The sequence below is a fragment of the Pedobacter hiemivivus genome, assembly GCF_004331685.1.
In the GTDB taxonomy this organism is placed as follows: domain Bacteria; phylum Bacteroidota; class Bacteroidia; order Sphingobacteriales; family Sphingobacteriaceae; genus Pedobacter; species Pedobacter hiemivivus.
This window is the reverse complement of record NZ_SJSM01000010.1, coordinates 153,830-173,845: the sequence shown is the minus strand read 5'-3', so window position 1 is coordinate 173,845 and position 20,016 is coordinate 153,830. Positions and strand designations below refer to the sequence as shown.

The 20,016-nt window shown below is 38.7% G+C and carries 15 protein-coding genes; 12 read left to right on the top strand and 3 right to left on the bottom strand.

Annotated elements, in window-relative coordinates:
• Nucleotides 1-81: 81 nt before the first annotated feature.
• The 4 genes from porX to EZ444_RS16510 all read left to right on the top strand — a co-directional run bounded on the left by porX (nucleotide 82) and on the right by EZ444_RS16510 (nucleotide 4,462).
• Nucleotides 82-1,635: a T9SS response regulator signal transducer PorX gene (gene porX / locus EZ444_RS16525; RefSeq protein WP_131610274.1), complete on the top strand. Its 1,554-nt coding sequence runs from the start codon at nucleotides 82-84 to the stop codon at nucleotides 1,633-1,635.
• Nucleotides 1,636-2,056: 421 nt separating this feature from the next.
• Entirely contained in the window at nucleotides 2,057-2,482 is a 426-nt protein-coding gene (gene tsaE, locus EZ444_RS16520; RefSeq protein WP_131610251.1) for a tRNA (adenosine(37)-N6)-threonylcarbamoyltransferase complex ATPase subunit type 1 TsaE, read from the top strand.
• Between the two features lie 61 nt (nucleotides 2,483-2,543).
• Entirely contained in the window at nucleotides 2,544-3,770 is a 1,227-nt protein-coding gene (locus EZ444_RS16515; protein ID WP_131610250.1) for an alanine dehydrogenase, read from the top strand.
• 11 nt (nucleotides 3,771-3,781) lie between these two features.
• Nucleotides 3,782-4,462 (top strand): M15 family metallopeptidase, encoded by a 681-nt coding sequence (locus EZ444_RS16510; protein WP_131610249.1) that lies wholly within the window; start codon nucleotides 3,782-3,784, stop codon nucleotides 4,460-4,462.
• Between the two features lie 10 nt (nucleotides 4,463-4,472).
• Here the strand turns inward: EZ444_RS16510 and EZ444_RS16505 are convergent, their stop codons facing one another.
• On the bottom strand, nucleotides 4,473-5,825 hold the full coding sequence (locus EZ444_RS16505; RefSeq protein WP_131610248.1) for a D-alanyl-D-alanine carboxypeptidase/D-alanyl-D-alanine-endopeptidase: 1,353 nt from the start codon (nucleotides 5,823-5,825) through the stop codon (nucleotides 4,473-4,475).
• Between the two features lie 40 nt (nucleotides 5,826-5,865).
• On the opposite strand from EZ444_RS16505, the gene EZ444_RS16500 reads away from it, so the two are divergent.
• From EZ444_RS16500 to EZ444_RS16490, 3 genes are all read left to right on the top strand, one after another.
• On the top strand, nucleotides 5,866-7,107 hold the full coding sequence (locus tag EZ444_RS16500; RefSeq protein ID WP_225874750.1) for an aspartyl protease family protein: 1,242 nt from the start codon (nucleotides 5,866-5,868) through the stop codon (nucleotides 7,105-7,107).
• Nucleotides 7,108-7,155: 48 nt separating this feature from the next.
• A complete protein-coding gene (locus tag EZ444_RS16495) occupies nucleotides 7,156-8,094 on the top strand; it encodes a hypothetical protein (protein WP_131610246.1) in 939 nt (312 codons plus the stop codon).
• A 98-nt stretch (nucleotides 8,095-8,192) separates the two neighbouring features.
• Nucleotides 8,193-8,384 carry a cold-shock protein gene (locus tag EZ444_RS16490; RefSeq protein ID WP_008241764.1) on the top strand — a complete coding sequence of 64 codons (192 nt, stop codon included), beginning with the start codon at nucleotides 8,193-8,195 and terminating at the stop codon, nucleotides 8,382-8,384.
• 88 nt (nucleotides 8,385-8,472) lie between these two features.
• Here EZ444_RS16490 and EZ444_RS16485 read toward each other — a convergent pair whose 3' ends face one another.
• On the bottom strand, nucleotides 8,473-9,270 hold the full coding sequence (locus EZ444_RS16485) for a glycerophosphodiester phosphodiesterase (protein WP_131610245.1): 798 nt from the start codon (nucleotides 9,268-9,270) through the stop codon (nucleotides 8,473-8,475).
• Nucleotides 9,271-9,427: 157 nt separating this feature from the next.
• Between EZ444_RS16485 and EZ444_RS16480 the strand changes: the two genes are divergently transcribed.
• The 5 genes from EZ444_RS16480 to EZ444_RS16460 all read left to right on the top strand — a co-directional run bounded on the left by EZ444_RS16480 (nucleotide 9,428) and on the right by EZ444_RS16460 (nucleotide 19,506).
• A complete protein-coding gene (locus EZ444_RS16480) occupies nucleotides 9,428-12,742 on the top strand; it encodes a DUF4175 family protein (protein WP_131610244.1) in 3,315 nt (1,104 codons plus the stop codon).
• Nucleotides 12,743-12,753: 11 nt separating this feature from the next.
• Nucleotides 12,754-13,188, top strand: coding sequence for an rRNA maturation RNase YbeY (ybeY, locus tag EZ444_RS16475; RefSeq protein ID WP_131610243.1), 435 nt, complete (start codon nucleotides 12,754-12,756; stop codon nucleotides 13,186-13,188).
• Nucleotides 13,189-13,745: 557 nt separating this feature from the next.
• On the top strand, nucleotides 13,746-15,608 hold the full coding sequence (locus EZ444_RS16470; RefSeq protein WP_131610242.1) for an ABC-F family ATP-binding cassette domain-containing protein: 1,863 nt from the start codon (nucleotides 13,746-13,748) through the stop codon (nucleotides 15,606-15,608).
• Nucleotides 15,609-15,871: 263 nt separating this feature from the next.
• Nucleotides 15,872-17,734 carry a tRNA uridine-5-carboxymethylaminomethyl(34) synthesis enzyme MnmG gene (mnmG, locus tag EZ444_RS16465; protein ID WP_131610241.1) on the top strand — a complete coding sequence of 621 codons (1,863 nt, stop codon included), beginning with the start codon at nucleotides 15,872-15,874 and terminating at the stop codon, nucleotides 17,732-17,734.
• Nucleotides 17,735-17,877: 143 nt separating this feature from the next.
• Nucleotides 17,878-19,506 (top strand): Ig-like domain-containing protein, encoded by a 1,629-nt coding sequence (locus tag EZ444_RS16460; protein ID WP_131610240.1) that lies wholly within the window; start codon nucleotides 17,878-17,880, stop codon nucleotides 19,504-19,506.
• Here EZ444_RS16460 and EZ444_RS16455 read toward each other — a convergent pair whose 3' ends face one another.
• On the bottom strand, nucleotides 19,507-20,016 hold the full coding sequence (locus EZ444_RS16455) for a gamma carbonic anhydrase family protein (RefSeq protein ID WP_131610239.1): 510 nt from the start codon (nucleotides 20,014-20,016) through the stop codon (nucleotides 19,507-19,509).

The following is a 20,016-nucleotide window of genomic DNA, read 5'->3' as shown; positions in this document are numbered from 1 at the left end:
CAAAAATTGCTATTTTTATCCATAACTAAGAAGGAGAAGACTCTTTTCGAGGAATTATTTTTACATTATACAGATATAATGATGCAAGAGACTAAGATTTTATGGGCCGATGATGAGATTAACTTATTAAAACCACATATATTATTATTGAATGAAAAAGGATATCATGTAACCACCTACACCAATGGAAATGATGCCCTTGAAGCGTTTGGAAAGGAGCATTTTGACTTAGTTTTTCTGGATGAAAATATGCCAGGAATGAGTGGATTGGAAACCCTTAGTGCCATAAAAAACATCAGAAACGATGTGCCTGTGGTGCTGATCACCAAAAGTGAAGAAGAAAACCTGATGGAAGATGCCATTGGATCTAAAATAGATGACTACCTGATTAAACCCGTGAATCCTAAGCAGGTTTTACTGACCATTAAAAAGCTCATTGACAATAAGCGTCTGGTTAGCGAAAAGACATCTATGGCTTACCAGCAGGACTTTAGACGGCTGGGGATGACACTAAATGACAAGCTGAGTTATGAGGAATGGGTTGAAGTATATAAAAAACTGGTTTTTTGGGAGCTAGAGCTCGAAAAATTGGACGACCCACAAATGCATGAGATTCTAACGATGCAAAAATCTGAAGCCAATACTCAATTTTCCAAATTTATTGAAGACCACTACCTGGGCTGGGTAAATGGCAAAGGAACGGCTCCATTATTGTCAAACGAACTGTTAAAAAAGAAGGTATTCCCATTAATTAACGACACCACTCCTGTCTTCTTTATCCTGATTGATAACCTTCGCTACGATCAATGGCGCATCATTAATCCATTAATTACCGAATACTTTAGAATGGATGATGAGGATATTTATAGCAGCATTCTGCCTACAGCGACGCAATATGCCAGAAATGCCATATTCTCAGGTTTAATGCCTTTGGAGATGGAAAAACGCTTCCCTGGTTTGTGGCAGAATGATGATGATGAAGGAGGAAAGAATATGCACGAAGCTGCTTTTCTTGCTGATCAGATCAAACGTAGCCTACGGAAGGAATGCAAATTCAGCTACAATAAAATCCTGACTTATGACGATGGTCGGGCCCTGAATGAGCAAGTCAACAACTTATTGCAAAACGACTTCAATGCTATTGTTTACAACTTTGTAGATATGCTTTCGCATGCCCGTACCGATATGCAGATGATTCGCGAACTAGCTAACGACGATGCTGCCTATCGCTCATTGACCCTTTCTTGGTTTGAGCACTCTCCATTGATGGACTTGCTTAAAAAGATTTCACAGAAACGGGTTAAACTGGTGATTACGACCGACCATGGTACCATCCGGGTTAAGCACCCAAGTAAGGTAATTGGCGACAGAAATACCAATACCAATCTGCGTTATAAACAAGGAAGAAACCTTAATTACAATGCTAAAGAGGTCTTTTTGATTAAAAACCCACATGAAGCGCAGTTGCCTAAAATAAACATCAGCTCTAACTACATTTTCGCGAAGGAAGACCGCTATTTTGTTTATCAGAACAACTATAATCAGTTTGTAAACTATTACAATGAGACTTTCCAGCATGGAGGTATTTCCCTGGAAGAGATGATTATCCCTATTGCAACCTACAGCTCGAGATAGTCTATAACCGCTTTTATCAATTTTACCGGAGGCCGCATCATGTTTTGATGCGGCCTTTCTGTTGTTAATTCCTGCCATGAGTTTATAAAACACATGCTGAATCAGGACAAGACACAGTGTTGTCACGTATTACTATGAGTTGGGGATAAGTAGGGAATGAATAGCGGATAAGTAGGGGGTTGCTTTACCCCTGCGTTACCCTTCCTTTACCTTTGCTATACCCTTGCTTTACCCCTAGGGTATAGCAACCCCAACCCAACGGTAAAGGAAAGGTAAAGGAATCCGCTACTCATTCCCTACTTACCCCCTTGTCATTCCCTATTCATTAAGCACGCTGCCAAAACGCTGATACAGATCTGTTCAGCCCAATCTGTATCAGTACACTTAGAAATTATTCGAATTATTATAAATTTGCTTAAGTATGGAAACTATAAAAATTGAAGTTAATGGCCTTGGTGGCCTTGAAAATGCGGCAAAAAGAATCATAGAAGCCACTCAGGACGACCAGATTTTTATTTTTGAGGGAGAAATGGGCGCTGGAAAAACCACCTTGATCAAAGCTTTAGCTAAAGAACTGGGGGTAACGAAAGTGGTTACCAGTCCAACATTTTCTATTGTGAACGAATACGATGCCAATGGCAAAGTCATTTATCACTTTGATTTCTACAGAATTAAAAACCTGCAGGAAGCCTATGATATTGGCTACGAAGAATATTTTTATTCGGGAAATATCTGTTTTATAGAGTGGCCGGAGAAAATTGCCCCCCTTTTACCCCTACATTTTGTAAAAATAGAAATTTCGGCACAGAATGAGAATGACCGTATATTGTCAATTTCAAAAATTTAAACGCCAAACACTCTTTATTTCAGCTAATTTGCTTAATTTCAATCCAAATCTATAAATGAAAATGGCTACAGGATTACGCGAAGGTATGGCCTCCATTGCTCAGCAAGGTTTAATACAACCAAAGGAGGCAATGGCAGAGATAAGTAAGAAGAACAACAGCTTGTACATTGGCATTCCAAAAGAGATCTCCTTTCAGGAAAACAGGATTGCATTGACCCCTTTATCTGTTGCATTACTTGTAAACAATGGACACAAAGTAATTATTGAGAGTGGAGCCGGTGTAGCCGCAAATTTCTCTGATAATGAGTATAGTGAACAGGGTGCAACAATTAGCTTCCATAAAAAGGAGGTTTTTGATGCCGATATCATTGTAAAGATCGCGCCACCAACTGTAGGGGAAATTGCCATGATGCACAAAGGACAAACCCTAATTTCAGCCCTGCAAATGGGCGCACTTAAAGAATCCTACCTTAAAGCACTCCTAAATAAAAAGATCAATGCGATTTGTTTTGAGCACATTAGAGATGAAGGAAATATTTTAAGCGTCGTCCGTTCAATGAGTGAAATTGTTGGAGCAACCTCGATTTTAATTGCGGCTGAATACCTAAGTAATGTGACCGGAGGAAAGGGATTAATGCTGGGTGGCTTTACCGGTGTTCCACCAACTGAGATTGTTATTCTAGGTGCAGGAACTGTCGGCGAATATGCTGCCCGTGCAGCCATTTCGCTTGGCGCAGAGGTGAAAGTGTTCGATAGCTCTCTTTATCGCCTTAGACGCCTTCAAAATAACTTAGGAACCCGCGTATTCACCTCTGTGATGCAACCTATCGTGCTGAGCAAAGCCATTACAACCTGTGATGTGGTGATTGGCGCCATTCGAGCTACGCATGGCAGAAGCCCTTGTGTGGTGATGGAAGAAACTGTGGCCAGGATGAAACCAAATTCGGTGGTGATTGATGTAAGTATTGATCAGGGTGGATGTTTTGAAACTTCGGAAGTAACCAACCATAAGAATCCAGTATTTAGAAAGCATGATGTGATTCATTATTGTGTGCCTAATATAGCTTCTAGAGTACCAAGGACAGCTTCATATGCACTTACCAATATCTTTACCCCAATTTTAGTAGACATAGGTGATATGGGAGGATTAATGAATCTTGTTTGGAGCAAACCGGGTATAAGAGAGGCGCTGTACATTTACCAAGGCCATCTTACTAGTAAAGATCTAGCCAGCATGTTTAATTTGCCTTATAAAGACCTGGATCTAATCGTAGCTGCCAATCAGTAACGCCCTCATCAATGAAAAAAATTCTCCTGCTCTTATTGGTAGGCTATTGTTTTTCTGTTCATGCACAAAAGAATAACCTCAACCCTTATGGGCTGGCTATAAACGCCTATCCTGAATATTTAGATTCTTGCAAAAAGAACAGCAACTATCGGCTTCTGGAAATTAAAAAGTATGTTCCCGGGCTCGTTCTAGATATCAAATACGCGACTAAAGACAACTTTATGAAGCGCGTAATGTACCCTCAAGCCCGAGCATTCGCCCGAAAACCGGTGGTTCTTCAACTTAAAAAAGTGCAGGCAAACCTTAAAAAAAAGGGCTATGGCCTAAAAGTGTTTGATGCCTATCGTCCTTATAGCATAACAGTTGCTTTTTATAAGGAAGCCTCGGACAAAATGTTTGTAGCCAACCCAAACAGAGGCTCCAGACACAATCGGGGCTGCGCCGTTGACCTGACTTTAATCAACTTGAAAACCGGTAAGGAGCTTAAAATGCCGACGGCATACGACAGTTTTGCCCCCGAAGCGGCGGTGAGCTATACCAAGTTGCCTCCCGAAATCATAAAAAACAGGCAGTTGCTCATCAATACCATGCAGCAATATGGCTTCAGGGTACTAGAAAATGAATGGTGGCATTTTGATTTTATCGGCTGGCGGGCCTATAATTTGATGGATATCCCATTTAAAAAGCTATAAATACTTTGCCTTAAAACTTTTCATGGATATAGGTCATAATCCGGCCCATTTCTCTTCTTACATCACCTGTAGGTAGGACAAAGTTGTTGTTCATAAAAGAGAAAATATAGGTTTTACCCTTCTTCGTAAGCACATAACCACTTTGGTTGTGCACCCCAGAAAGCGTACCTGTTTTACCGAATACAAAGGGCTGGCTTGTTTTAGGATAAGCATTTCTGAGCGTTCCACTTTTACCGCCAGCCGGCAGCATACTGAATAAGCGCTGAGGGTCATTTACTTCTTTATAAATCAACTCCAACAACTTAACCATATCTCTGGGTGTAAACAAATTATACCTCGAAAGACCCGATCCATCCGCCCAAACCGGCTTATCCGGCAAAGTAGAGAGGTAATTCTTTTCAATATAAGCAATGGCTTTAGCTGTATTCAACTCTTCTCCTAATTGGTTCGCGTAGACTAAAAGCAGCTGCTCCGCGATGAAATTGTCACTTGGCAACATCATTTCCTTAAGTACCGAATCGGTTTTTAAATTATAAATGGTCTTCGCATTAGGAGGCATTTTTAGCGCTATCAACTCGATATCCTTATGGAGCGTGTCGGAAAGAAGCGTTAATGTAAGCGGAAGCCCCACTTTATACGGAACCTGCTGGTGATAATTTGCTGGCACAGGCCTATTTGGGTACCTAAAATGGTTGCCCCCAAAATCTCTGTTAACACTAAATGTCTTTTGTGTTGAAAGTGAATCCATTGCAAAGCAATCCTCCAATATCGCTGGCGACAGTACTAGTGCTCCATTTTTATTCCTAATGTCGACCAAATTATCCATGATGGGCAACTCATTGATCTCGGCCTGATAGTAATCATTATAATCATCCCATTGCCAACCACCACCATAAAAATTACCTGAATACCTACCAGGGGCATAAAACAGTTTTTTAGTGGTATTCCTTAAGAAATCGGCTGCTTTTGTTCCCTTTAGCTTGCTTTGCAAAAAAGAGGGATCACCTGTTCCCCAAAAAATTAGAGAATCTCCTCGTTCTATGTACCTAAGAGACGGAATCGAATCGGGAAGCATTTTTAAGCCCGCATAAAAGGTATACAACTTGGTATTCGATGCGGGGGTAAAATACTGATCAGCATGCTGTTCAAACAACATCCGATCGCCAGCCATGTCATACAACGCAAAGCCAGCATAATACTGCTTAAGTACCGTAGAGCTTGAAAAAACCTTGTTTAAATTCCTTGAAATTCGCCTTTCGGTCGAGCAACTGGTAAAAAGACCCAGGCTAACCAGGCCGACATACAGGTAGGATTTTAAATTATTCTTTTTTAGTTGAATACTTTTATGCGCAGATCTAACCATACTGCTACTAATTTAGTAGTTTAGTTTAATGAAATTGTTAATGAGCATAATTAATTTCCGCAAACTTAGAATTTATCAGCTTGTCTTGATTATTCAGGTTTGTGTCGTTATTACAGCTCAAGGACAGCAATTTTATTTTAAAGGGGACCGAAATAAGGATGCAATGCCTTTTTTGCAAGTTAAAAACCTCATCATCATCCCGCTTTATTTGAACAACAAAGGTCCCTATAATTTCATTTTAGACACCGGCGTTGGCCCTTTGATTATTACCGATCCAAGCTTAATTGATAGCATTGGAATTAAAGTGTCTCGTACAATTAAAATCTCGGGCCTGGGGAGCGGGAATGAAATAGAGGCTTATATCTCTAATGATGTTTCGGCACAGCTAGGTAAATCATACATAGATAACATTCCTACAGCCATATTGAAGAGAGACATTTTCGGTTTATCAAACTATTTAGGCACAAAAGTATATGGCTTATTGGGCTATTATTTCTTTAAAAGCTTTGTGGTTGAGTTGCGGTATTCGACCAAGAGATTATTGTTTAAACACCCCAATAGTGGGGGTAAAATAAAGGGTGAAAGGATTCCTATTGAGATCAGTTCCTATAAACCCTATACAAATATCACCATTGAAAATCCTGAATATGGCAAAGCTGAGATCAAAATGCTGATTGATAACGGCGCCAGTCATGCCATTTCATTAGAACGATTGAACGAAAAGCCTTTCCCTGTTCCGGCGGCTTCTATAAAGGCAAATCTGGGGGTAGGCATGAGCGGTCCTATAGACGGGAATATTGGCAGGGTTTCCGCTTTAAAAATAGGCAGTTTTGCGATGAAAAACGTACTGGCATCTTACCCCAAATATGATGATGTTGCAGCTAAAGTTCTACTAAAAGACCGCAATGGAAACTTAGGAGCGGACATATTGAGCCGGTTTAATGTGATATTCGACTACGCGGACAATTCGATGTACTTACGAAAAAATAGCCAGTTTAAACGCCCTTTTGAGCATGATATGTCGGGGATTGAGTTATATCTGGAAGACGGACAAATAAGGCGCTACTTCATCAGCAGGATTGAACCAGGATCTCCAGCCGAAAACGCAGGCGTATTGGTCGACGATGAAATTATAACGATCCACTTTACTCCGGCAGCCTCCTTTAAACTAGATGATATCAATAACCTCTTTAAATCTGTAGAAGGCAAAACAATTATCCTGTCCATTAGGCGAAATGATGAATTGGTTCTGAAGGTTTTTAAGCTTAAACAAAGAATATAAAGGATTCTTATAACTTTGCCTTTCCATATAGAAGCCTTTAATCCTTGCATGACGAAATCTTGTATTCTAACCACCCTGACATGCCTTGCGTTACTTATCAGCAGCTGTAACAGTACAACTAAAGAAAGTTCAAAACCTGCTGGCCGATTGTCCTTTGATTCGATTATTGGTATAAAATATCATGAGGTAAAACGCCGATTCAGTAACGGACTTTCCTTTAATGAACTGGGCTTTCAGCAGGAACCAACCTGGATTATCCAGTTCAAATCTCCCGATACCATAAGCGCTTATAGTCCGCAAAAGAAAAGGATGCAAAGTTTTTTCTTGCATTACGATCATGGTGAGGTATATAATTTTGCGAAGGAGTGGTTTAAGATCAAAAAGATTAGCAAAGACAGCCTGGTATTTCAGCGACTTCATTTAACGGGCAGGGAAATATCAAAAGACATCCGATCGGATGTAAATATTACTTACTACGCTCAAGACTATATCAATAAAACGCTTAAAACGACGGCAGAGGCGCTACAACGTCCTACAAAGGCGGACACGCTTTATATTCAACAGCTTGCAGCAAAATCGAATAGGAATCCTGATAGCCGAGATAGTGCCTTTGCCGGGCGCCAGCCGGTAACCTTTATTCCCTTAAGTAAAATGGTTCAGGTAAAGAAAATCAGTACCGTTGATAAGCTGGTGGGTAGGACAGAATCCTATGATTATCTTTTCCCACGCTACCGGATAGACCTCGCAAATGCATATGATAATTTTGGCTATGAGTTTTCGGCAGTAGTAGATGAAAAAGGCAAAATTCACCTCGGCAATTTTCGTGTAGATTTCCCCGAAAATTACGAGCCAAGGAAGAAAACATTGGAGGCAATAATCAATGTTTATCTGAAAAACCTCTTCCAGGTTATTCCAGGAAAAACGCTCGGAATTCCGCATTCCAGCGAGATAAATTTAATCGTCTCAGGCCGTAAGAAAGGTGTTTAAAGGACGTTTTATTTTAAATTTATCAAAATATGAAGCGTTTGCACATTATAAAAAAATAATATGTATCTTGCACACTTAATTTATTAATAAATAATACAATGCAAGAAGGAACAGTAAAATTTTTTAATGTAACAAAAGGTTTCGGATTTATTATCCCTGCAAACGGAGATAGCGAAATCTTTGTACATTCAACAGGCCTTATCGACGAAATTCGTGAGAACGACAAAGTTGAATACGACGTTGAAAGCGGCAAAAAAGGGTTGAATGCGATTAATGTTAAAGTAATCTAGATTATTAAAAACATAAATTGTACAGCATCGCGGATAACCCGCGATGCTTTTTTGTTTTATGGCACTCCTCATGCTGAATTTTTAAAGCCTATTTCCGCTCTTTGATCAGTTCAAATAGCTTTTCAGGCTCATTGGTAGTGATAAATTCTATTTTACTATCCAACAACCATTTCATTTCAGGCTCTGCATTTACCGTCCAGGCATTGATGGTTAAACCCAATTCTTTTGCCTTGGCAAACCACTCTCCTTTTTGATACACGCCATATTGGTAATCAGCACCATAAAACCCGTCTTGTTTAAGCTTTTCCAATGGAGCATTCCCAGCAAGATAGGCTACATTTGCATCTGGTTGAAGTTCTTTAACCTTTTTCAAGATCTCGTAACTAAAACTGATATAATCCACCCATGGCTGAGCTTTTAATTTAGCAACCATCGCCACGACTTTAGTCGCCAAAACTTTGTCGTTCTCCGCTCCTGCTTTCGATGGTTTGATCTCCAGTATCAGTTTGGTCGTCTTTTGCTTCATACCGGCCTTTAAATAAGCCTCAAGGGTAGGAATAGACTCGCCATTGGAAAGCTTTTTACTCAACAGCTCCTGATAAGTTGATTTTTCTATATGCAGACCCAAAAAATCCGCATCGTGGTTCACCACCAGTACGCTATCGGCAGTCATGTGGACATCAAATTCAGCCCCATGACAGCCAATTCTCACGGCTTCATTTAACGATGCAATAGAGTTTTCGGGTAGACCGTTCTTTTTCCAAGCCCCGCGGTGGGCAATCACCACGTTTTTGTTCCAGGTTTTAATCGGCTTTGCCTTCTTCTGCGCAAAAGCGCCATTTAAAGTCACTACCATAAGGATAATGATTAAAGATGAATGTTTCATTTGTTTGTGTTTTTTCTACTAAAATATCATTAATAAAACAATATAAATGTTTTCTTAAAGTTAATAATTGACGAGACTTAAATAAAACAAAGATTAATATCTCTATTTTTATCAAAAAACTGTCCTCACGTTTACCTTTAAGCTATTAGCCCCACAAATGAACAGTAACTACGAACTTTTAATTGCTAAAATTAATGAGTTTACGCAGAAGTTTTACCTCAATAAACTTTTGCGGGGCAGCATTTATGCAATGGCCCTGTTACTGGCTTTATATCTCTTACTATTTGTATTTACCTATTATACTCAGCCCGGCACAACGACTAAAACAGTACTTTTTTTCGGGTACCTGGGCTTGGCTATCGCCACCATTTCAGTCCTGATTATTAAGCCTGCGCTGGCTTATTTTAAACTGGGGAAAAACTTAAGCATTGAACAAGCCTCAACTATTATTGGCCATCATTTTTTCAATGTAAAAGACAAACTGCTGAATACACTGCAACTGAAGGCTATGGCCGATGCTTCACCGGACAACAGCCAGCTGATCATGGCTGGAATAGATCAGAAGATTGCCGAACTAAATCCAATCCCCTTTTCGAGCGCCATAAAGCTGGGCGACAACAGAAAATACATCAAATATTTTCTTGCTCCGGCATCCGTTATTTTACTGATTGCCATAATCGCTCCCCGCATCTTAAAAGAAGGAACCAGTAGTTTTGTGCAGTATAATAAGGAAATATTACCCAAAGCTCCATTTGATTTTCAGCTCTTAACCGCCAATCTAATGGTTGCCCAAGGCGATGATGTGCCTTTAAAACTTAAATTAAATGGCAACGAGATTCCTCAAGAAGTGTACCTCAGGGATGGTACAAATACTTATAAATTAGAAAAAGAAAACAATACCCACTTTAATTACACCTTCAAAAACCTCCAAAAAACACAAAAAATAACGTTTTCTGCGGGAGGATTCAACTCCGCCTCTTTTCTGATTGAAGTAAAGCCACGCCCCGCTGTCGTTATGGTAACAGCCCTATTGCGTTACCCAGGTTACTTAAATAAAAAAAACGAACAGATTAAAAACGCAGGAGACCTGATGCTTCCTGAAGGTACCCATGTAACCTGGGAACTGGAAACCAGAAACAGCGATCGCCTGACTTTTGTACTGGGCAATAAGCCACAGGTATTAACGGCTTTAAATAATGTGTTTTCCTATGCCAGTACCATTCGTGATAACTCAAAGTACAGCATTATCCCTAAAAACAGTTTTGTTAGCAGTAATGACTCCCTTACGCATCAGTTGAATGTGATCAAAGACGAGTTTCCGGGGATTTCGATTACTGAAGTGCCAGACTCGCTAAGTAGCAAAGCTTTATACTTTTCTGGAAATATAACGGACGACCATGGATTTAGTTCGCTCAAATTCAAATACAACATCAAGGAAAAGGATAAAATTATCAATACCGTAAGTAAGGCCATTTCCATTAAAAAAGCGCAACAGGAAGATTCATTCTTTTTCTTTTGGGACTTAAACGAGCCGCTGATAAAACCTGGACAGATTTTAGAGTACTTCTTTGAAGTAACAGACAATGATGGCGTAAACGGGCCTAAAACAACTAAATCGGAGCTTAAAGTATATGCTGTACCTTCTTCCCAACAGGTTGCCGAAAAAATAAATGAAAACAGTCAGGCGCTTAAACAGAAAATGGAAAAGGCCATAAAGCTTGCCGGACAGGTTGAAAGGGAAAGTAAGAAATTGGGCGAAACCTTGCTGGATAAAAAACAAATATCATTTGATGATAAAAAGCAGATTGAACAGCTACTAGAGAAGCAAAAACAATTGGAAGAAGCGGTTAAAGAGATCAACACGCTGAATAAAAAGAATACCATCGAAAAAGAAGAGAATAACCTACTAAAACAGGAGCTGGCGGATAAGCAAAAGCAGATTGATGACCTGTTTAACAATGTGCTGGACGAGAAAACCAAAGCCTTGCTGGAAAAGCTGCAAAGCTTGATGGATCAAAACAACAAAGATCAGACGCAAAATGAACTGTCCAAAATGCAAATGGACAATAAATCTTTAAAGAATGAGCTGGACAGAATTTTAGAACTCTACAAGCAACTAGAATTTGAACAAAGCCTACAAAACAAGATAGATCGGCTAAATGACCTGGCCAAAGACCAAAAGGAGCTTTCAAAGCAGAGTTTAAGCAAAGACGCTCCACTTGAGGACTTGAAAAACAAACAAAAGGAGCTTTCCAAATCCTTTGAGGAGCTTAAAAAAGAGATTAAAAATCTGGATGAGAAAAATAAGGAATTAGAGCGCCCCAATGCTTTTCAGGCTCCCGAAAAGGAAATGAAAGACATTGAGCAGCAACAAAAAAATAGTGAGGAGCAGCTAAGTAAAAATGAGAAGAAAAAGGCGGCTGACAATCAACAGAAGGCGGCGGAGCAGATGGAGCAACAAGCAAAAAAAATGGCTGAAATGCAACAGGAATCTGCCGAGATGGAAAATAATGTGAATGCTCAAGAGTTACGGCAGCTGCTCGAAAACCTACTTAAAACATCATTTGATCAGGAAAAGGTGATGCTGAATCTTAGACGCTTAAATAATAACGATCCGCAGTATACGGCCAACGTGCAAAAACAACGCGAGATCAAAGACAATATGAAAACCATTGCCGACAGTCTTTTTTCATTAAGTAAACGCGTTCCCCAGATTGAAACCGCCGTAAATGAGGAAATGCAGAAGATTAATTTTAATATAGATAAGGGCTTGGAAAACCTGGGCGAAAGAAATACGGCTGCAGCCAATAAGAACCAGCAATACACCATGACTTCGGTAAATAATCTTTCCTTAATGCTGAATGAGGCACTTGACCAACTTCAGGACATGATGAAAAATAGCAAAGGTGGCGGAAAAGGAAAGAAAAAACAAAGCATGAAGCAGTTGCAGCAGATGCAACAACAGCTGAACAACAACATGCAAAAAGCACGTGATCAAATGCAAAAGGGAGGAAATAAAGGGGCGGTGCCTAAGGGTACGATGAGTGAAGAGTTTGGCAAAATGGCCCAGCAGCAACAGATGATCCGCGAAGCACTACAAAAAATAAATAGAGAAGAAAACAAAGATGGAAAAGGTGGCCTTGGCAACCTCAACCAAATGATCCAAGACATGAAGGCTACGGAATCGGAATTGGTAAACAAGCGTCTGGAGCAGGAAACGATGAGGCGCCAAAAAGACTTACTGACCAAACTTTTAGAGGCGGAGAATGCGCAACGCGAGCAAGATGAGGATGCAAAAAGGGAAAGTAAAGCGGGCAAAGATCTACCTCCGTCTTACAAACAAATGCAGGAAAAATTTAAAACGCTGGAGAAAAATGAAACGGAATGGCTACAAAAATTGCCGCCTAATCTGAATCATTATTATAAAAATAAAATTGCAGAATATTTTAAATTGCTAAATTCGGGGCATTAATTTATGATTTGATGGGCAAACCGAGCATTAATTTTTTTACCGAAAACACCAATTATAACCTTAAAAAAAAGACCATCCTAAAAGATTGGTTGAAATCTGCTATTGCTGCTGAGGGGTATTCGTTACAGGAATTAAACTTTATCCTTTGCTCTGACGAGTATTTACTGCATATGAACCAGGATTACTTAAATCATGACACTTATACCGACGTGATCACTTTTGACAACTCTGAGGAGCTTAAAACGATCCTTGGCGATATATTCATCAGCATAGAGCGAATCAAAGAAAATGCAGCAACATTTAAACACACCGTTGAACATGAATTGTCCAGAGTTATGATTCACGGGACACTTCACCTTTTAGGTTATAAGGATAAGAGTAAAGCAGAAAAGTTGAAGATGACCGAAAAGGAGGATCACTACCTATCCCTTCTATTCAACGCGTAAAAATCCGATCGTCAAATCCCTGGATGCATCAACGCGGCGAAATATAATAGTCCTAAAGAAAATAACCAACAAAATCGAGGGATTTTTCAAGATTTCTATCAGAAAAAAAACAGCCTTTTCATCAAAAATCATCCGAGTCAATTAAAGCTATTTTTAGCCCCTTAAACAAACTTTGATGCTTTTATGATAAATGTATTGGGCCTGTATCTATTTCTCGTTCTGCAGCCTCCTAATGAGGTCATTTTTCAGTCCAAATTACCCCAAAAAACGATGACAAAAAACAGAGAATGTCAACGTGTCACTTTTCTGTTACGTTCGGTATACGACTAAACTTACACTTCCATAATCGCTGCTTCTAAAAAATCGCGTTCTGATTCATTTTGTCAGATTTGTTTAAAAATCCATTGGAGAAACATTCCAGATTGCCAGATTTTTTTCAATGTCGATATTATTTTACCTTCTTCATACTGTACATTCAATAGCGCCAGCTACATACCAAATAATTATTGCTTACTTTTGCAGTAATTTCTTATCTATAATATCGTTAAACACAGACTTTGAGCACACTTATTGCAGCCGAAAACTTAGGCCATGCTTACCACGACGAATGGCTATTTAAAAATTTGACCCTGGGCATCCAGACAGGGCAACGCGTAGCGTTGGTGGGTATTAACGGTGCTGGAAAAAGCACCCTACTAAAACTTCTTGCCGAAAGGTTTTCTCCTTTGGAAGGAAAAATAGTAAAAAACAAATCCGTTAAAATAGGTTTCTTAGACCAAGAACCCTCATTTACAGACGGTTACTCCATTAGCGACTTTATATTTTCTCTTGAAAATAAACAGCAACAGCTGATTAAGGAGTACGAGGAACTGATTGAGGATCCCAATCCGGATGAAAAGAAATTAAACCGTTTATATGAAGAACTGAGCGAACATAACGCCTGGGAATATGAGCACGAAATAAAAACCATCCTGAGCAGAATGGGCATTACCCATTTGCAACAAAAGATCTCTACCCTATCTGGTGGACAGAAGAAGCGTCTGGCTCTGGCCAAACTCTTAATCGAAGATCCGGAGATCTATGTATTGGATGAGCCGACCAACCACTTGGATATTGATACGATCGAATGGTTAGAGAAACTGCTGACCACAGGAAATAAAACGTTACTGTTGGTTACGCACGATCGTTACTTCTTAGATAATGTATGTAATACAATTGTAGAACTCGACAGAGGCAAGATCTATAACTACAATGGTAACTATGGTTACTTCCTGGAAAAGAAATTTGAAAGAGAAGCTGCCGATGAAAGTACTTTTCAGAAGAATAAAAACCTCCTGAAGAAAGAACTGGAATGGATGAGAAGAATGCCTGCGGCACGTACCACAAAATCTCAATCCAGAATAGATGCTTTTTATGATTTAGATGCCAAAACCAAACAAAGGTCAGACAATCAAAAAGTGACCTTAAATGTGAAAATGTCTAGACAAGGAAGTAAAATTCTTGAACTGGATCATATCGGTCAATCCTTTGATGGCAAAAATATCATCAATGATTTTAGCTACACATTTAAGCGCGCCGACCGTATTGGTTTGGCCGGAAAAAATGGAACAGGTAAATCTACCCTACTGAATATTATCACCGGATTTTTACAACCTGAAAAAGGAATAGTTGGCACTGGGGAAACTACAGTTTATGGATATTACAAACAAGGCGGTTTAGCCTTCAATGAAAAAGAACGTGTAATTGATATTGTAAAGTCGGACGCCGAATATATAAAGATGGCCGATGGACAAACCATTTCTGCATCTCAACTTTTAACCTTGTTTTTGTTCCCTCCTAAAAAACAACACGGGATGGTAGAAAAGTTAAGTGGTGGTGAAAAGAAACGTTTGCACTTGATGAAGGTGTTGATGCAAAATCCTAATTTCTTAATTCTGGATGAGCCTACCAATGATTTGGATATTGATACATTAAATGTACTGGAAGAGTTCCTTGAAAACTTCCCTGGTGTTTTAATTTTAGTTTCTCACGATAGATACTTGCTTGATAAAATGAGTGAGCAATTATTCATCATGGAAGGCAATGGAGAAGTAGCAATTTACAATGGTAACTATTCTGAATACAGATTAAGCTTAGATGCACCAAAGGAAAAAGTAGAGCCTAAGCAAAAACAAACTGTTGCTGCTCCAGCACCTACTCCTGCTGCAAAAAAATTGAGTTATAAAGAACAACGCGAACTGGAAGAATTAGAATCAAGGATTGCGGAAGTTGAAAATGAAATCGCAGATTTGACTTCATCTCTTTCTAAGATTGATAGTACAAACTATCAAGAACTACAAAATACAACACAATTAATAGAAAAATTAAACAGTGAACTGGAAGTTATAACAGAACGTTGGTTAACGCTTTCTGAGCAATAAACACTATTTAAGTTTAGCTATCGTTTATAAAAAGGAAGATTTAGAAACAGAAAAACAAATATAACTGCCCCCCTATTTAAAGCTAAAAGGAATAATATATTTAAAATTCAAACTCAATTTTCAAAGCATAAAACAAAGTAAAGCACCTTAAATAAAAATAAAAAAAGCAAATAAAAAACATACGTTTCACGTGGAACCCTTCCGGAAAATCGAATATAAGCTCCATACGTTCCACGTGAAACACTAACTAATAACTAGACGAAATGTTTAAAGAATATGATGTAATCGTTGTAGGCGCAGGCCATGCAGGTTGTGAAGCAGCAGCCGCTGCAGCGAACCTTGGGTCTTCCGTTCTACTGATCACAATGAACATGGAGACCATTGCACAAATGAGTTGCAACCCTGCAATGGGCGGTGTTGCGAAAGGTCAGATTGTTCGTGAAATTGACGCGATGGGTGGATACTCAGGAATAATTAGCGATAAGACAACACTTCAATTTCGCATGCTTAACCTTTCAAAAGGTCCAGCTATGTGGAGCCCTAGAGCACAGAACGACAGAAAAAGATTTGCTGAGGAATGGAGACTAGCATTAGAGCGCACGCCTAATGTAGATTTCTGGCAAGACATGGTGAGTAGCCTTATCATAAAAAACAATACTGTTGTTGGAGTTAAAACTTCAATAGGCGTAGAGATAAAAGGTAAATCTGTTGTGCTTACAAACGGCACCTTCTTAAATGGTTTAATCCATATTGGTGAGAAGAAATTTGGCGGAGGTAGAACTGGTGAAAAAGCTGCGACTGGTTTGACAGAGCAATTGACCGAATTTGGTTTTGAAGCTGGCAGGATGAAAACTGGTACCCCACCCCGAGTGGATGGCCGTTCATTAAATTACAGCCTTATGGAAGAACAATGGGGAGACGAAAATCCAGGTCGTTTTTCGTTCACCAATGTAGAACTTCCTAAAGAACAAAGATGCTGCTGGATTACTTATACCAATGCCAATGTTCATGAAACTTTAAAAGAAGGTTTTGAAAAGTCGCCGATGTTTACTGGTCGTATCAAAGGCCTAGGCCCTAGATATTGTCCTTCTATTGAAGACAAAATAAACCGATTTGCGGAGCGTGAAAGACACCAGATATTTGTTGAACCAGAGGGCTGGAATACATGCGAAATCTATGTGAATGGATTCTCTACTTCCCTTCCTGAAGACGTACAATATCGTGCCTTAACTCAGATCCCAGGCTTCGAAAATGCTAAGATGTTTAGACCGGGATATGCCATAGAATATGACTATTTTCCACCTACTCAACTTTCTTTAACCCTCGAAACCAAGTTAGTTAGTAATCTGTACTTTGCAGGGCAAATTAATGGTACAACAGGATACGAAGAGGCTGCTAGTCAAGGTTTTATAGCCGGAATAAACGCGCATCAGAAGGTATTTAACAAGGAAGAACTGATCATGAAACGTTCGGAGTCTTATATAGGTGTTTTAATCGATGACCTGGTTACAAAAGGTACAGAAGAGCCTTACCGCATGTTTACTTCAAGAGCTGAACACCGCTTATTATTACGTCAGGATAATGCAGATATCAGGCTCTCCCCTATTGGTCACAAGCTTGGACTCATCAGTGATGAACGTCTTGACCTAGTAAATAAGAAGGTAGAAAATTCGGATGCCATTGTTGCCTTTTCTAAAAAACAAGGTATAGAAATGAGCAGTGCCAATGCCATGCTTGAAGAACTTGGAACAAGTCCTTTAAATCAAAATGTAAAAATAGTTAGCTTATTGGGCAGACCTCAGGTTGGTATAGAAGATGTAAGAAAAGTTAGTACTACCTTTAATGAAATGCTAAACCAATTTGACAAGGAAACTATTGAGCAGGCTGAGATCAAGATCAAGTATGAAAGCTATTTTGAAAAAGAACAAGAGATTGTAAATAAAATGCAAAAGATGGAGGACAAAGATATCAACCCTAACTTTGATTATTCGCAATTGGTTTCTCTATCTAAAGAGGCTCGGGAGAAATTATTGAAGATAAAACCTAGAACTTTAGGTCAGGCTTCGAGGATTTCGGGTGTTTCACCGTCCGATATCTCTGTTTTAATGGTTCATATTAGTAAATAGAGTCCAACTTGTTGATTCATAACAAATTAACAAACAACCATAGATCTTTAAAAACGACCTTATTAAATGTATTTTAAGACACTTTTAGAAATCTTTAATGTTATTCATTAAAAACACATATAAATTAAACACAGCGCTTATAAATGGTTAAAAATCGAATCATAGAAAACTTGCCGAAAATTTTTGCTTTTATTTTCATCAGCATCCTATTTTACGCTTGTGCCAGCATTCAACAGCCCCAAGGAGGGCCAAAAGATACTGAGCCACCGAAGATTTTAAAAATGACACCTAAAAATCTGAGTGTTAATTTTAATGCGCCAAAGATTGTCATTGAATTTAATGAGTATTTTAAAGTACAGAATGAATCCAAGGAATTTTCTGTGTCGCCAGAAATGGAGAAACCTCCTGAGCTAAAAGTAAAAGCTAAAAAATTAGAAATCAGTATAAAGGATACATTAGAAAAGAATACAACTTATACGCTTAATTTTGGTAAGGCTATTGCCGACGTAAATGAGAGCAATGTGGTTAAGAACTTTACGTATGTATTCTCTACCGGTCCACAGTTGGATTCCTTAAGTATAAAGGGAAATGTAACCAATTCTGTAACTGGTTTACCTGAACTTGATGCCGTTGTTTTCATTTTTCCCTTGCAGAGAGATACCCTTTTTGGAAAGAAAAGACCTTCTATCTTTACAACTACAGATAGCAGTGGTAATTATTCATTAAATAACTTAAGAAAAGATACATATAAAATCTATGCGCTTAAAGAAAAAAATGGTGACAAAGTATACCAGCAGGCAACCGATGAAATTGGTTTTCTCAAAGATTCTATCGTATTAAACAAGCCTTTGGATAACGTTAATCTAAGCCTATTTAAAGAAGACGCTACTGAATTTAGAATTATAGATAAAAAGCTAAATACAGATGGTAGTATCACACTTTCATTCAATCAGAAACTAAAAAACCCTGAGGTTGTGGTTACAGATCCACCCACTTTGGATGCAAAAAAGCTAATTAAATTCAGTAAAAATAATGATTCATTAAAGCTCTGGCTTAAAGAATTGACCTTCGATTCGACTAAACTAGCCATCAAAGAAAATGGAAAAGTACTTCAAACAGCCAATTTAACCAGGGGAAAAAAGGAAACTTATACAAGGGTACTTAGTGCAACAGATAACTTAGATAACGCTTTGTTAAACCCTAATAAACCATTAAAATTAACTTTTAATTTTCCAATTGAAGGCACCGATCTGACTAAAATAAGTCTGCTGGAAGACTCTGTTGAACGCAAAGGATTTACTTTAGTTAAAGACAGTACTGACCTCCTCTCCTACTATTTTAGATATACATGGAAGCCTAAAAAGACTTATGAAGTCAAGTTTGAAGCGGGTGCTTTCACAGCTATTTTTAATGCAAAAAACAAGGAGTTTATCAAAACATTCCAACTAGCTAGCAAAGATGATTATGGGTCATTGATCGTTAAAATCGTACCGCCTGAGTTTAAGAAAAGTTACATTCTGGAAGTCCTAAATGACAATAAAGGGGTAGTAAATACACTGGTTATTACCAGGGATACTACTGTTAAGTTTTTAAATTACAGAGCCGGGAAGTATTGGTTAAGAATAAGCTATGACACCAATAAGAACGGAAAATGGGATACTGGTAATGTAAAATTAGGCTTACAACCCGAAAAAATATGGAACGAACCCAAAGAACTCTCTATAAGAGCCAATTGGGAACGTAATGAAACGGTAACTATTCCTAAAGAATAATTACCTAAACCAGTCGGAATACATCATATAGTTATCCGGCAACTTATCTAATAAAGCCCGTTGCTCGTCAGTAATGGGCTTTATTTTTTTAGCTGGTGTTCCCGCATAAATAAATCCACTTTCGCAACGTGTATTTTCTAGTACTACAGAACCTGCAGCTATAATACAATAAGGTTCTACAAGGGCATTATCCATAACAATAGCGCCCATTCCTACCAATATATTATCTCTAAGGATGCAACCATGAACAATAGCATTATGACCTATTGATACCCTATTTCCTATAATTGTAGCGGCTTTAAGATAGGTAGCGTGTATCACAGCTCCATCTTGTATATTAGTCTCATTACCAATGGTAATGCTGTTTACATCGCCTCTAATCACGGCATTGAACCAAACAGAGCAATTATTCCCCATCAGCACATCACCAACTATAGTTGCATTTGGTGCTATAAAACAATTATCTCCCCATTTTGGGTCTTTATCTTTCACTGGTAATATTACTGGCAT

What these genes read in the sequence shown, in the direction of transcription:
- EZ444_RS16490 (WP_008241764.1), top strand. Translation starts at nt 8,193, where the DNA reads ATGCAAGAAGGAACAGTAAAATTTTTTAATGTAACAAAAGGTTTCGGA.
- EZ444_RS16495 (WP_131610246.1), top strand. Translation starts at nt 7,156, where the DNA reads ATGACGAAATCTTGTATTCTAACCACCCTGACATGCCTTGCGTTACTT.
- EZ444_RS16505 (WP_131610248.1), bottom strand. Translation starts at nt 5,825, where the DNA reads ATGGTTAGATCTGCGCATAAAAGTATTCAACTAAAAAAGAATAATTTA.
- mnmG (WP_131610241.1), top strand. Translation starts at nt 15,872, where the DNA reads ATGTTTAAAGAATATGATGTAATCGTTGTAGGCGCAGGCCATGCAGGT.
- EZ444_RS16515 (WP_131610250.1), top strand. Translation starts at nt 2,544, where the DNA reads ATGGCTACAGGATTACGCGAAGGTATGGCCTCCATTGCTCAGCAAGGT.
- EZ444_RS16460 (WP_131610240.1), top strand. Translation starts at nt 17,878, where the DNA reads ATGGTTAAAAATCGAATCATAGAAAACTTGCCGAAAATTTTTGCTTTT.
- EZ444_RS16500 (WP_225874750.1), top strand. Translation starts at nt 5,866, where the DNA reads ATGAGCATAATTAATTTCCGCAAACTTAGAATTTATCAGCTTGTCTTG.
- EZ444_RS16510 (WP_131610249.1), top strand. Translation starts at nt 3,782, where the DNA reads ATGAAAAAAATTCTCCTGCTCTTATTGGTAGGCTATTGTTTTTCTGTT.
- tsaE (WP_131610251.1), top strand. Translation starts at nt 2,057, where the DNA reads ATGGAAACTATAAAAATTGAAGTTAATGGCCTTGGTGGCCTTGAAAAT.
- porX (WP_131610274.1), top strand. Translation starts at nt 82, where the DNA reads ATGCAAGAGACTAAGATTTTATGGGCCGATGATGAGATTAACTTATTA.
- EZ444_RS16480 (WP_131610244.1), top strand. Translation starts at nt 9,428, where the DNA reads ATGAACAGTAACTACGAACTTTTAATTGCTAAAATTAATGAGTTTACG.
- EZ444_RS16485 (WP_131610245.1), bottom strand. Translation starts at nt 9,270, where the DNA reads ATGAAACATTCATCTTTAATCATTATCCTTATGGTAGTGACTTTAAAT.
- ybeY (WP_131610243.1), top strand. Translation starts at nt 12,754, where the DNA reads ATGGGCAAACCGAGCATTAATTTTTTTACCGAAAACACCAATTATAAC.
- EZ444_RS16455 (WP_131610239.1), bottom strand. Translation starts at nt 20,016, where the DNA reads ATGCCAGTAATATTACCAGTGAAAGATAAAGACCCAAAATGGGGAGAT.